The organism is Rhodococcoides sp. S146-33 (assembly GCF_059489205.1).
The window spans coordinates 530,872-542,955 of sequence record NZ_JCAJWY010000001.1; the positions used below are offsets into that span (position 1 = coordinate 530,872).

General features: G+C 63.7%; 11 protein-coding genes. 6 read left to right on the top strand and 5 right to left on the bottom strand.

The annotated features are described in order from the left end of the window. The first annotated feature begins 18 nt into the window (after positions 1 to 18). Together AC5WEY_RS02525 and AC5WEY_RS02530 are read left to right on the top strand one after the other, a co-directional pair. Positions 19 to 945, top strand: a complete 927-nt coding sequence (locus AC5WEY_RS02525) for a 5-dehydro-4-deoxyglucarate dehydratase (RefSeq protein ID WP_495644559.1) — start codon at positions 19 to 21, stop codon at positions 943 to 945. Next, entirely contained in the window at positions 945 to 2,213 is a 1,269-nt protein-coding gene (locus tag AC5WEY_RS02530) for a glucarate dehydratase family protein (RefSeq protein WP_495644560.1), read from the top strand. Before AC5WEY_RS02525 ends, AC5WEY_RS02530 begins: the two co-directional genes overlap by 1 nt. Positions 2,214 to 2,220: 7 nt before the next feature. On the opposite strand, the gene AC5WEY_RS02535 is transcribed toward AC5WEY_RS02530, so the two are convergent. The 3 genes from AC5WEY_RS02535 to AC5WEY_RS02545 are packed head-to-tail and all read right to left on the bottom strand — an operon-like array spanning position 2,221 to position 5,197. Further along, positions 2,221 to 2,868 carry a TetR/AcrR family transcriptional regulator gene (locus tag AC5WEY_RS02535; protein WP_495644561.1) on the bottom strand — a complete coding sequence of 216 codons (648 nt, stop codon included), beginning with the start codon at positions 2,866 to 2,868 and terminating at the stop codon, positions 2,221 to 2,223. Next, positions 2,868 to 3,710 carry an SDR family NAD(P)-dependent oxidoreductase gene (locus tag AC5WEY_RS02540; protein WP_495644562.1) on the bottom strand — a complete coding sequence of 281 codons (843 nt, stop codon included), beginning with the start codon at positions 3,708 to 3,710 and terminating at the stop codon, positions 2,868 to 2,870. Before AC5WEY_RS02540 ends, AC5WEY_RS02535 begins: the two co-directional genes overlap by 1 nt. Continuing rightward, positions 3,707 to 5,197: a flavin-containing monooxygenase gene (locus AC5WEY_RS02545; RefSeq protein ID WP_495644563.1), complete on the bottom strand. Its 1,491-nt coding sequence runs from the start codon at positions 5,195 to 5,197 to the stop codon at positions 3,707 to 3,709. The genes AC5WEY_RS02540 and AC5WEY_RS02545 overlap by 4 nt, the downstream gene beginning before the upstream one ends. A 170-nt stretch (positions 5,198 to 5,367) precedes the next feature. Between AC5WEY_RS02545 and AC5WEY_RS02550 the strand changes: the two genes are divergently transcribed. From AC5WEY_RS02550 to AC5WEY_RS02560, 3 genes are all read left to right on the top strand, one after another. Continuing rightward, positions 5,368 to 5,754 (top strand): cupin domain-containing protein, encoded by a 387-nt coding sequence (locus tag AC5WEY_RS02550; RefSeq protein WP_495644564.1) that lies wholly within the window; start codon positions 5,368 to 5,370, stop codon positions 5,752 to 5,754. Positions 5,755 to 5,895: 141 nt separating this feature from the next. Continuing rightward, positions 5,896 to 7,605, top strand: a complete 1,710-nt coding sequence (locus AC5WEY_RS02555) for a ribonuclease J (RefSeq protein WP_057479580.1) — start codon at positions 5,896 to 5,898, stop codon at positions 7,603 to 7,605. A gap of 143 nt (positions 7,606 to 7,748) precedes the next feature. After that, the gene (locus AC5WEY_RS02560) at positions 7,749 to 9,005 is read left to right on the top strand and encodes a lipase family protein (RefSeq protein ID WP_495644565.1); all 1,257 of its coding nucleotides are present in this window, start codon (positions 7,749 to 7,751) and stop codon (positions 9,003 to 9,005) included. 8 nt (positions 9,006 to 9,013) lie between these two features. Here the strand turns inward: AC5WEY_RS02560 and AC5WEY_RS02565 are convergent, their stop codons facing one another. Both AC5WEY_RS02565 and AC5WEY_RS02570 read right to left on the bottom strand, forming a co-directional pair. Then, entirely contained in the window at positions 9,014 to 9,421 is a 408-nt protein-coding gene (locus AC5WEY_RS02565; RefSeq protein ID WP_495644566.1) for a MerR family transcriptional regulator, read from the bottom strand. A 34-nt stretch (positions 9,422 to 9,455) separates the two neighbouring features. Beyond that, positions 9,456 to 10,964, bottom strand: coding sequence for a SulP family inorganic anion transporter (locus tag AC5WEY_RS02570; protein WP_495644567.1), 1,509 nt, complete (start codon positions 10,962 to 10,964; stop codon positions 9,456 to 9,458). A 170-nt stretch (positions 10,965 to 11,134) separates the two neighbouring features. On the opposite strand from AC5WEY_RS02570, the gene AC5WEY_RS02575 reads away from it, so the two are divergent. Then, the gene (locus AC5WEY_RS02575; protein WP_495644568.1) at positions 11,135 to 12,028 is read left to right on the top strand and encodes a LysR family transcriptional regulator; all 894 of its coding nucleotides are present in this window, start codon (positions 11,135 to 11,137) and stop codon (positions 12,026 to 12,028) included. Positions 12,029 to 12,084: the final 56 nt, after the last annotated feature.

Below are 12,084 nucleotides of genomic sequence, written 5' to 3' on the forward strand. Positions count from 1 at the left end.
ATTTTCGAGGAGATCCCCATGCTCGACGGAGTCCTGTTCTTCCCCGTCACCCCGTTCACCGCTTCCGGTGAGGTCGATTACGACCTGCTGGCCGCTCATATCGCGAAGGGTGTCGACGCCGGACCCGGTGGAGTGTTCATCGCCTGCGGCACCGGCGAATTCCACGCCCTCGAACTCGAAGAGTTCGGCAAGATCGTCCGCACCGCAGTCGACGTCGTCGCGGGTCGTGTTCCGGTCTACGCCGGTGCGGGCGGATCCGTGGCGCAGGCAAAGGCGTTCGCTATGGCTGCCAAGGCCAATGGAGCCGACGGCATCCTGTTGCTACCGCCGTACCTGGTGACGATGCCGCAGGCCGGTCTGGTCAACTACACCAAGGCCGTGGCTGCCGCGTCGGATCTGCCGTTGATCGTCTACAACCGCGGCAACGCACGCTTCACCGAGGAGTCCGCCGTCGAGGTGGCGCAGCTGCCCACCGTCGTCGGGTTCAAGGATGGCACAGGTGATCTCGACCAGGTCGGACGCATCGTCCGTGCAGTTCTGGATGCTCTGGAGCCGTCGGGCAAGCCCTTCCAGTTCTTCAACGGACTACCCACCGCCGAGGTCTCGCAGCAGGCGTACCGAGCGATCGGCGTCACACTGTATTCCTCAGCGACGTTCGCCTTCGCACCCGAACTGGCACTGGCCTTCTACCACTCTCTCGACAGTGACAACGAAAAGCTCACTGCCGCATTGCTTCGCGAGTTCTTCCACCCGCTCGTGCGCCTCCGCGACAAGGTGCCCGGTTACGCCGTCTCCCTCATCAAGGCCGGCGTGACAATGGAGGGTATCGAGGCAGGGCCTGTTCGCCCGCCTCTGGTGGACATCAGCGCACCGCATCTCGAGGAACTCACCGCCATCGTTGCTGCCGGCCGGGCCGTGCTGGCCGACGAGCTCGCGGTGCACTGATGCAGGATCCGGTTCTGATCACCGGTGCCCGGATCACTCCGATCGCCTTCGTCGATCCCCCGTTGCTCAACACGGTCGGGGTGCATCAGCCCTACGCGCTGAGAGCGATCATCCAACTGGACACCGCTATCGGCGCCGTCGGACTCGGCGAAACCTACGCCGACACCGCTCATCTGGCACGCCTCGACGCGGCAGCTCAGGCCATCACCGGTCTGGACGTATTCGGCCTCAACGCAATTCGAGACGCCATCGATACCGTTCTGGGAACGCTGTCGATCACCGGCGGTGACGGCGTGGCAGGAATGATCACCACCGCCAGCACCACCGACAGAGTGTTCTCGCCTTTCGAGATCGCCTGCCTGGACGTTCAGGGCAAAGTGCTGGGACGACCGGTGTCGGATCTGCTCGGCGGCAAGGTCCGCGATTCGGTTCCGTTCAGTGCGTATCTGTTCTACAAGTGGGCAGCGCATCCCGGCGCGCAGCCGGACGAGTGGGGCGAGGCGATCGATCCGGCCGGCCTCGTACGGCAGGCCCGAAAGATGATCGACGAGTACGGCTTCGAGGCCATCAAGGTCAAGGGTGGCGTCTTTCCACCCGATGAGGAGATCGCCGGAATCAAGGCGCTCCGGGAGGCGTTCCCAGAGCTGCCGTTGCGGCTCGACCCCAACGCCGCGTGGACTGTCGACACCTCCATCCGAGTCGCCTCCGAGCTGGACGGCATCGTGGAATACCTCGAAGACCCGACACCTGGACTCGACGGGATGGCCGAGGTCGCGCGCGAGGCGAAGATGCCACTGGCGACCAACATGTGCGTCGTGGCATTCGATCACCTGAAGCCTGCCGTGGTGAAGGACTCGGTGCAGGTGGTGCTGTCCGATCATCACTACTGGGGCGGCCTGCAGCGCTCGAAGTTGCTCGCCGGAATCTGTGACACATTCGAGCTCGGACTGTCGATGCACTCGAACAGCCACCTCGGCATCAGTCTGGCCGCGATGGTTCACCTTGCCGCGGCAACACCGAACCTGACCTACGCCTGCGACACGCACTGGCCGTGGAAGCACGAGGACGTCGTCGTTCCAGGAGTGTTGAACTTCGTCGACGGCGCGGTGGCAGTTCCCACCGGGCCCGGCCTCGGCGTCGAGATCGACGAGGACGCGCTCGCGGCGCTGCATCAGCAGTACCTCGACTGCGGTATTCGCGATCGTGACGACACGGGGTACATGCAGAGCATAGATCCGAGCTTCGAGAACACCTGCCCGCGCTGGTGATTCGCCGCTACGGATTCAGCGGGGCAACGATGTTGGCGAGCATGGTCGCGATGGTGGCGACGACCATGCGTCGCTCCGCGGCGTAGCCGCTCTGATACCAGGTCATCGCGGTGTGGCTTATTCCGCCGATCGCGGCGGTGGCAAGCAGGTCGGCATCCAGATCGGGGCCCGACGGTACGTCGCCGGCGAACGTGCGGAGGTAGCCGAGCAGCAGTGTCCCGAATTCCTGCATCACCGTCAGGTATGTCTGCTCGACGCGAGGACTGACCCCGAGCACCTCCATCCACACCACTCGGGCCAGGTGCGGATCTTCGATGACCTGAAAGAACGGGTCGAGCAACTGCTTCGCAACCTCCCTGAGATCAACGTCCCGGTCCACATGCACAATCGCCTCGGACACCGAATCGGTGAGGTGGGCAATACATTCGGCGTAGACCGCGAGCAGGAGATCTTCGGTCTTGTCGAAGTACTGATAGAAGTGCCGATCGGCGATCTTGGCCTCGCGGCACAGTCCGCGGACCGTCGCGGCGCGGTACCCGCTGCTTCCGAACACTCGCAGTCCGGCGTCCAGCAGCTGCCGCCGCCTGCGGTCGTCGCGGTCCGCCGCGGTCTCACCGCCGTAGGCTCGGCCGGCGGCTTCGGACACTGTACTCATCAACGTCGGGCATCCAGTTCGGCAGTGAGCCGGATCAATTCGGCGTCGCGCTCCATCATGGCATCCATGATCGGGTTGACGATGCCGCGCAAGATCGAGATCGGAATCCAGCGACCGGGCACAGCGATGCGCGCAGCTCGCCGTCCGATACCGCGAACGGCCACGCGGGCCAGCTTGTCCGGTGTGATCGGGCGAAGCAGCGGAGTGGGAAAGGCGCGGGCGATCATGGCCGTCGCGACGTCATCGCCGCCGAATGCGACTTCGGCGATCGGGGTTGCAACCCACCCCGGATACAGCACTCCCGCAGTCGCTTTCGTGCCGGCCAGCTCCGAACGCAGTGCACGGCCGAGTTGTTCGACGGCTGCCTTCGATGCCGCGTACGGCGCATTCGCCAGTCCGTTGAGATACGCGTATGTGGACGAGGTGATCAGCACGTAGCCCCCGGACTCGACGATGTGAGGAAGCGCGGCACGCACCGTGTTCCACACGCCGATCAGGTTGACACCGATGACGCGTTCGAAGACTCCGTCGTCGATGGAACGGACGGTCGATGCCTGTGCACCGCTGGAGATCCCGGCATTGGCCATCACAACGTCGAGCGTGCCGAAACTGTCGATCGCGGTGGCGACGGCCGCATCGAGCTGTTCCCGCACGGTGACGTCGGCATAGGCGATCGCCACACGCTGGTTGCCCAGCTTCGCGGCCACGGACTCGAGATCGGTCGACGCCATGTCGACCAGAACGATCGACGCACCGCGTCGATGCAGTGCGGTCGCCACGGCGGAACCGATTCCTCCTGCGGCTCCGGTGATCAGTGCTACCTGTCCGGTGTGCCTGCTCATGCCGACACCTCGTTCTTCGTCGTCACCTCGGTGGATGACCGGTGGATGTGATGGGCTTCCGGCCGAAAGCGCTTGGCCCACCGGCGGAACGTGAAGCTGAATCCCGGGAACATCGCCACCACGTGCCCGGATTTCGATTGGTACCAGCTGTGGCAGCCGCCGTCCTTCCAGACGGTGCCCTCCATATCTCGGTGAATCTTCTCGGTGTACGCCTGCTCGGCGGCTTCTGTGACTTCGATAGCCAGCCCGCCCGAGTTACGAACGGCGTCCACGGCTCGCACGATGTACTCCATCTGCGCCTCGATGAGGAAAATGGCCGAGGTGTGCCCGATTCCGGTGTTCGGTCCGGTGACGACGAACAGGTTGGGGAAGCCGGGGATCGTGGTGCCGAGGTAGGCGCGCGGGTAGGGATCCCAGACATCGGACAGTGCTCGGCCGTCGCGGCCGATCACCGGGTACGAGATGACACCGTCGGTCGCGTCGTATCCGGTGGACCACACCAGAAGGTCGACATCGACGTGTTCGCCTGTGGTGGTGACGATTCCGGTCTCGGTGATCTCGGCGATGCCGTCGTTCTTGTCGTGCAGGGTGACATTCGCCTGCCCCAGTGCGGGATAGAGCGTGTTGGACAGCAGGACCCGCTTGCATCCGATGGTGTAGTTCGGGGTGACCTTCGCCCGAAGCTCGGCGTCCGGCACCTGAGACTCGATGTGCTTCACAGCAGTTCGCTGCGCCACCGCCTTCAACATTCTCCGCGAGTACTTGAACCCGATGATGCGGGTCTCGAGGCTCCAGTAGATGCACGCGCGAACCAGTCTGCGGATCGGTTCCATTCGGAGCAGCCTGCGCTGCAGCGGAGTGAACTCGCGATCGTGTCGGGGCATCACCCAGTGCGGGGTGCGCTGAAAGACGTGCAGCTGCTCCACGTCGGGTTGGATCGCAGGAATCACCTGCGCAGCACTGGCACCGCTGCCGACGATGGCGACGCGCTTACCCGCGTGGTCGTAATCGGTGTGCCAGTCGTTGGTGTGAAACTGGGTGCCCTGAAATTTCTCGCGTCCGGGGAACGGCGGTATGACCGGCGTACTGAGTGGCCCGGACGCGTTGACGACGAAGGTGGCCGCGTAGTCACCCCGCGAGGTGGTGATGGTCCAGTGGTCTCCGGCCCATTCGATCTTCTGGACATCGGTATCGAGATGAGTGCGTGCCGGCAGGCCGTTCGACTCGAGCACGTGGTCGGTGTACCGCTCGAGTTCCTCGCGTTCGGCGAACATGCGCGACCACTCGAAAGGCTCCGACGCGATCGAGTACAGCGGACTCTGAACGTCGACGGCAGCACCCGGATAGCGGTTTTGCTTCCACGTTCCTCCGAGGAAGGGACGTCTTTCGAGGATGACGAAATCTTCGATCCCACGGTCGAGCATCGCTTTGGCGGCGCACTGGCCACCGAACCCGCTTCCGATGATCACCACGGTGTGAATGTGCATCTCTCGAACCCCTCCCGGCCGACACGCGATCCGATGACGCGCGTCATCACTTTAAAGTGATGACACATGATTCCGCAATGGAGTTCTGTATGTGCGCATGCTTCCAGCATCGACATGTTCCGTCCGAAAGCCGCCAGCTTCACCCAAGGATTGTGTCTAGCTTTGTCGCCATGACGACTCAGAGCGATCCGATTGCGTTCGACGTGGCAGCCATTGCGTGGGATACCTTTCACGACGACGGCACACGGTCGGCAACTCTGGTCGGCACCAGAGAGCCCGGAGTCATGTTCAGCTACGCATTCTTCGTCCCTGCCGGGATGTTCGACGGAGCTCATTTCCACCGTTCGGACGTGCACTTGGTAGTTGCGGCCGGAGAACTGCGATTGGGTTACGGCCTCACCCTCGATGTCAGCGCAACCCGCCGCTTCCCGCAGGGTTCGTTTCTCTGGGTACCCGCAGGTGCCGCTCATTTCGATGGAGCCGACGAAGACACTGTCATTATCGGAACCGCGATCGGTCCCTGGACAACCGAATACCTCGCGAGTTCCGATCGATAGGGACAGGCCGCACCGGGTACCTGGAACTCGAGCACGCGCGGACCGTTTTCCCTCTCGTCCGGACGGTAAGAAATCCACGCGAAGTCCAGACTTTCCTACCGGGTCGATGCCTGGTCGGGAACCCCCCGTAGCGTTGACACCATGTCTAGATCACCGCGCCAACGCCGATCCCCCGCCGCACCTCGAAAGAGATCGTCCTCAGCGCTGTCGGCAGGGCACCTTCGCGTGATCGCAACCGGCGGTCTCGGCGAGATCGGCCGGAACATGACCGTCTTCGAATTCGACGGGAAATTGCTCATAGTCGACTGCGGCGTGCTGTTCCCCGAAGAGCACCAGCCGGGCGTCGACGTCATCCTGCCGGACTGGAGCTGCATCCGGGATCGCCTCGACGACGTTGTCGCCATCGTTCTTACACACGGGCACGAGGACCACATCGGCGGCGTCCCGTACCTACTCCGCGAGCGTGGCGACATTCCCGTCATCTCGTCGCGGCTGACTCTGCATTTCCTGGCCGCCAAGTTCGAGGAGTTCAAGGTCTCGACGAAGTTGATCGAGGTCGAAGCGGGGCAGACGCGTCAGGAAGGCCCGTTCGAGCTCGAGTTCATCGCCGTCAACCACTCGATTCCCGACGGTCTGGCCATCGCCATTCGTACCGACGCCGGGCTGGTGCTGCACACCGGCGACTTCAAGATGGACCAATTCCCGCTCGACGGACGGATCACCGACCTCCGTAGCTTCGCACGCCTCGGCGAGGAGGGGCTCGACCTGCTCCTCGTGGACTCCACCAACGCCGAGGTTCCCGGCTTCATGGTCTCGGAACGCGATCTGGTCCCGGCCATCGAGAAGGTGTTCCGCGAAACGACGGGACGCGTGATCGTCTCGAGCTTCGCCAGTCACGTCCACCGCATTCAGCAGGTGCTCGACGCCGCGCATGCGCAGGGACGCAAAGTGGCGTTCGTCGGGCGGTCGATGGTGCGCAACATGAAGATCGCGACAGATCTGAACTACCTCGATGTACCCGACGGACTCGTGGTCGATCTACCGAAGCTCAACAGGCTTCCGGCGAACAAGATCACGCTGATCTGCACCGGTTCGCAGGGCGAGCCCCTCGCGGCGCTGTCGCGGATGGCGTCGGGTGAGCATCAGATCAAGGTGGGCGACGGCGACACCGTGCTGATGGCCAGCAGCCTCATTCCCGGAAACGAGAACGCGATCTACCGCGTCATCAACGGTCTCGTGGACAAGGGTGCACGCGTGGTGCACAAGGGAAATGCGAAGGTGCACGTGTCCGGCCACGCCAGTGCAGGCGAGTTGGTCTACTGCTACAACATCCTCGAACCCGCCAATGTGCTTCCCGTACACGGTGAGTCGCGACACCTGCGCGCCAACGCCGACTTGGCCATCAGGACCGGCGTTCCTCGTGATCGCGTCCTGATCGCCGAGAACGGAAGCGTCATCGACCTTTTCGACGGCGTCGCGCAGATCACCGGCTCCGTCCCCATCGAGCTCGTCTACGTCGACGGCAGTGCCGTCGGCGGTGTTACCGAGGATTCGCTGGCCGACCGTCGCCTGCTGGCGAACGAGGGTGTACTGACCGTCATTGCGATCGTGGATCCCGACACCGGCCTGCTGGTCGACGACGTCGACTTCATCGGACGCGGATTCGCGCACGAGGCCAACGCTTTCGACTCGTTGGCCAAGGCGATCGGTAAGACCCTCACGCGCGAGAGCGACGTCAAGGTTGCTTCTCGCGAGAACATCGAGAAGCGCATCGTGCAGGAATCGGCCCGCTGGGCCAAGCAGACCCTGGGCCGTCAGCCCCTCATCGTCCCGGTGGTCGTCGACGGCTAAAGCCTGGCTTGCTTGTCGTACCGGGTCGCCAGTCCCCGCCCGATCCGAGCAAATTTTGCGTTCGGCCCCTGTAGATGGTTCCGGCCCCTAGAGTCGTTTGGAAAGCTCCGGTAACGATCCGGAACTTCGACCGGGGGGTCTAAATGGGGAAGTACGCGAAGTTCGGCCGTCGGTATGCGGCGATGGTCGCTGCGGTGTCATTGGTAGTGGCGGGCGGGCAGGGGTCGGCGGGTGCCGATCCACTCGGCGATTTCCAGAATCCGCCGCGCACCGCCGAATCGATCGCCGCGACACCGCTCGACGATCCATGGGTCGTTCCGCCGCCTGGATACGAAACAGCCGCTCCCGGAACAGTTCTACGGACCCGCAGCGTCACCGTCGGACCACTTGTCACCCCGGTCACCACCACCCAACTGCTGGTTGCCTCGACCGACGCGAAGGACCGCCCCGCTGCCATCGTCACCAGCGTCATCGTCCCGACCGCACCCTGGACCTCGCCGGGTCCGCGCCCTGTTGTTGCCTACAACATGGCCATCGATTCGCTCGGCGCCACGTGTGAGCCATCGTGGACCATGCAACGCGGTATCGCTCCGGAATTGGCGCCCGTGCAGCTGCTTCTGGCTCGGGGCTACGCCGTCGTCGTCACCGACCATCAGGGGCCACGCCATGCGTACGCCGTCGGACCGATGGCGGCGCACGCCGTACTGGACGGTCTGCGCGGCGCGGTCACGACCGCCGCGGTCGGCCTCGATCCGACTGCGCCCCTGGGTCTTACGGGCTATTCGGGTGGGGCGATCGCATCGGGCTGGGCCGTGCAGGAGGCTCCGGCCTACGCCCCCGAACTGAACATTGTCGGCGCAGCGTTCGGCGGGACGCCCACCGACTTCGCGCTGCTACGTCAGTCCATGAACGGCAACTTGGCGTCGGCGGTGTTCCTCGCGGCAGCGATGGGCGTGGCGCGCGAGTACCCGGAGATGCTGTCGCTCTACAACGACGACGGATGGCGGCTCGCACAGACGTCGAAGGACCTGTGCATCGTCGGGATTGCACCGTTCGGACTGGTTGCTCCGATCCGCATCGAGTCACTGTCCATCACTCCCGATGCGTTCAATTCGTCGCTGGCGCTCGCGGTTGCCGATCAGAATCGATTGGGAGACGGCGGAACCCCGACGGCACCGGTGTTCCTGTATCACGGACAGCAGGAGTTCTGGATTCCCAAGGAAGGTCCCGAGGCCGTGTTCGACAAGTGGTGTTCACGCGGAGCCGACGTCCGCCTCGAGGAATATCTGGGTGAGCACAGCATCGTTGCCGCCAGCGGAGCTCCCGCGGCGTTCGCGTGGTTGGACGACCGCCTCGCGGGAATTCCGGTTCGACCCGGATGCAGTAGCTTCGGCCGCTAGAGCCGAACCTACTCGCTCCGGGCTGAGGCTCCGCGAGTCGACAACACCTCGGTCAGCTCTTCTGCGTAGGCGAGCTGCCGCCGCAACGTGCGGCAGCTGTCCTCGGCTTTGGTGTGGCACTCGCGAACGAACGCCGCGGCTGACGACCTCGCGTCGTCGGTCGCGTTCTCGTCGCCGAGAATGTCGAGAGATTCCAGTAGCTGTTTCATCTCGGCCAGGGTGAAGTCGAGTGGCTTCATCCGGCGAATGACGAGCAGGCGTTCGACGTCGTTCTCGGTGTACAGCCGAAATCCGCCTGCGGAGCGGGCAGAGGGCGTGACCAGGCCTACGTCGTCATAATGACGGACGGTGCGGATGGACAGCTCGGTTTTCTGAGCTACCTGCCCGATCTGCATGTGTACGCCGTCGTCTGCCATGTGCCGCCTCTCTTCGCCCGACCAACCACCCTAGTCAGTGCTCGCCGCCCAGGTTTCCACTGAGACGATCGTGCCGCTCGGTCGACGGCGCGTTCAGGCCGATGATCTCCACCGTCTTTCCCTTGGCCGCGTACTTGGTGGTGATGGCGTCGAGGGTTGCCACTGTCGACGCATCCCAGATGTGGGACTCGGACATGTCGATGACGATGTTCTTCGGGTCTCCGACGTAGTCGAATTGGTAGATCAGGTCGTTGCTCGACGCGAAGAACAACTCGCCCTTCACCGCGTAGATGCGGGTGTCGTCGTCGGGATGAGCCACGTCGATCACCTCGGTCAGATGGGCGACCCGGCGAGCGAACAGCACCATCGCCGTGATCACTCCGACGACCACTCCGTACGCGAGATTGTGGGTGACGACGGTGACCGCAACCGTGGCCACCATGACGAGAGTTTCACTCTTGGGCATGCGGCGCAACGTCTTCGGATGGATGCTGTGCCAGTCGAACGTCCCGACGGAAACCATGATCATCACCGCGACGAGCGCGGCCATCGGGATAAGCGCGACGATGTCGCCGAGACCGACCACGAGAATCAGTAGGAAGACACCGGCGAGGAACGTCGAGATTCGAGTACGGGCACCGGAGACCTTGACGTTGATCATGGTCTGGCCGATCATCGCGCAGCCGCCCATGCCGCCGGTGAATCCGGTGACCAGGTTCGCCACGCCCTGTCCCCAACCCTCGCGGGTCTTGTTGGAGTGCGAGTCGGTGATGTCGTCGACGAGCTTGGCGGTCATCAGCGATTCGAGCAGACCGACCAGAGCAATGGCCAGTGCGAACGGCGCGATGATGCTCAGTGTGTCGACGGTGAACGGCACATTCGGGATCAGGAACGACGGCAGCGAGGACGGTAGTTCGCCTTCGTCACCCACATCCGGCACAGCCAGCGCGAAGACGAGTGTGACGCCGGTGAGTATCACGATGGCGATCAACGGAGCCGGCACGACGGTGGTGAGCTTGGGCAAGAAGAACATGATGGCCAGGCCCACGGCGACCATCGGGTAGACCAACCACGGCACCCCGATCAGATACGGAACCTGCGAGGTGAAGATCAGGATCGCCAGCGCGTTGACGAATCCGACCATGACACTGCGCGGGATGAAACGCATCAGTTTGGCGACGCCGAACAGGCTGAGCACAACCTGTAGTACTCCGCCGAGAATCACCGCTGCGATGAGGTAGTCGAGGCCGTACTCGCGCGCCAAGGGAGCGACCACCAGGGCGATCGCCCCGGTCGCCGCGGAGATCATCGCCGGTCGACCACCGACGATGGAGATGGTGACGGCCATCGTGAACGATGCAAAAAGCCCGACCCGCGGATCGACTCCGGCGATGATCGAGAACGAAATGGCCTCCGGTATCAGCGCAAGCGCCACGACCAGGCCTGCCAGGACCTCGGTCTTGAGCCGCCTCGGCGAGCGCAACGCACCCAGCACCGAGACGTCTTCGACGGCGGTGGCAGGCACCTGGACAGCTCTGGACACAAGGACTCCGTTCGATGGGTGCGAGGGACTGCGACCGGTGCGGCGTCCACTCCGCGAGCAACTCTACTCTTACCGGAGAGAAGGTTGTCAATCGTCGGGCGGTGGCTCGTGCGCTAGATTTATACGCAAAAGGCCAACGAGACTGTCCGTGCGATGCAAGGAATGAATCGATGTTCTCGCTCAACAGATTGTCCTGCTTCATCGCCGTCGCGGAGGAGCTGCACTTCGGCCGTGCCGCCGAACGGCTGCATATGACGCAACCCCCTCTGAGCAGGCAGATTCAACAGCTCGAGAGCGAAGTCGGCGTGCAGCTGATCGACCGCACAAGTCGGTCGGTGACCCTGACGGCCGCAGGACTGGCGTTCCTTCCCGAGGCCCGACGCATCCTCGATCTCGCCGAGGGCGCATTGCTGACGGTGCGACGCGTTCCCACCGGAGACTTGGGGACCGTGGTCGTCGGATTCACCGGCGCATCGGCGCATGCAGTGCTGCGACAGTTGCTCGACGCCGCGCGCGAGAAGCTCCCGGACGTGAAACTCGTTCTGCGCGAGATGGTCTCGGCGGTACAGATGGAATCGTTGGCCGTCGGCGATCTCGATCTCGGGTTGGCCAGGCCACCTCTCAAGCGACCGGGGATCGCGTCGCGGCCAGTGCTGCACGAGTCGTTGATCGCGGCGATGCCGGAGGATCACCCGCTGGCCGCGAAGGACGAGCTGTCGGTGGAGGACTTCGAAGACCAGCCGATCATCATGTACTCACCCGTCGATGCCCGGTACTTCCACGAGCTGCTGATCAGCACCTTCACCATCGTCGGGGTGTCTCCGCGTTACGTGCAGTACGTGACCCAGGTGCACACGATGCTGGTGCTCGTTCGCTCCGGCATCGGATTGGCGTTGGTGCCGGAGTCGTCGTCGACGATGCGGCCGGAAGGTGTTGTGTTCCGGCCGGTTCGGACTGTGAAGGAACGCCCCGTCGAACTCGACGCTGCCTGGCGCGTGGACAACGACAACCCGGCATTGCACCGCTTCATGACCGATGTGCTGCCGACGCGGGAGTGGTCGTGATTTTTTCCTGCTGATCGAGCCGTGGTTCGACAGTGCCCCAAGCCGGTCTCGGTCGA